The organism is Streptomyces sp. SID3343 (genome assembly GCF_009865215.1).
GTDB lineage: Bacteria > Actinomycetota > Actinomycetes > Streptomycetales > Streptomycetaceae > Embleya.
Map to the genome: position 1 here is coordinate 1 of NZ_WWJX01000284.1, position 893 is coordinate 893.

The 893-nt window shown below is 75.8% G+C and carries 2 protein-coding genes; one reads left to right on the forward strand and one right to left on the reverse strand.

Features of this window, described 5'->3' with window-relative positions; translation table 11 throughout:
- The coding region (locus tag GT354_RS53720; RefSeq protein ID WP_237534563.1) for a hypothetical protein at positions 1-241 on the forward strand (241 nt) is incomplete at its 5' end.
- Between the two features lie 205 nt (positions 242-446).
- Here the strand turns inward: GT354_RS53720 and GT354_RS09775 are convergent.
- Complete coding sequence (locus tag GT354_RS09775) at positions 447-590, reverse strand: hypothetical protein (RefSeq protein WP_161355878.1); 144 nt, start codon at positions 588-590, stop codon at positions 447-449.
- Positions 591-893 lie beyond the last annotated feature (303 nt).

Sequence of the window (893 nt, forward strand, 5' to 3'; positions counted from 1 at the left end):
CGGGGCCGAGGCCGGGGCCGAGGCCGGGGCCGAGGCCGGGGCCGAGGCCGGGGCCGAGGCCGGGGCCGAGGCCGGGGCCGAGGCCGGGGCCGAGGCCGGGGCCGAGGCCGGGGCCGAGGCCGGGGCCGAGCCGGGATCGAGCGCGCCGGGAACAGTCGGCGCAGCGGCGACCCGCACGCGGGTGACCGACGGCCCGGTGTCCAAGAGCCGCTCGCGGCCGTCGAGATCGGTCACGCCATGAGTGACGCCCGCCGGATACACACCCACCACGTCCGGCCGATGCTCCACGACGAACGGTTCGCCCAAGTGCCCCAACGCCGACCATGGTTCGTCCCTGGCCGACCCCACGACGGTGACCACCACGCCCTCTCCGGGCGCCGATACCAAAACGGTCCCCAGCGCTGCTCCACATACAGACGGACCGGTCCGACTCACGGTGTCGAACCTCATCCGCGCCACCAGCAGCGCTTGTTCGTCCACGACTCGACTCGCTCGCCCACCCCCGCCGACACCGCCCCGTGCCCACGCCCGTCACCCTGCCTGCCACCCACGCCGCCGCCCATGGTCATCTCCGCACCGGAGTTCACCACGCCATCCGCACCTCGGGACCCCCACCGAACCCGAACTCCCCGGACCGCGACCCACCACCCCCAGTACGGGTCGCTCGCGCAACTCCCGCTCCGGCCGGGGCGTGTCACGCTTCGGAAAGGCCGAGGAACCGGGCAGCGTGCGTCCGCACGGGTGTGCCGCGAAGGCGGATCGGACCTGGCTGAGGCGATGTGCCGTGAGCCTGTAAGCCCGAGCCGTGAGCCCGGAGCCGGGGCCGGGGGCCCGGAGCCACGGCCAGGAGCCGGGGGCCGGGAGCCGGGGTCGGTGGCCAGGGCCCGAGCCGG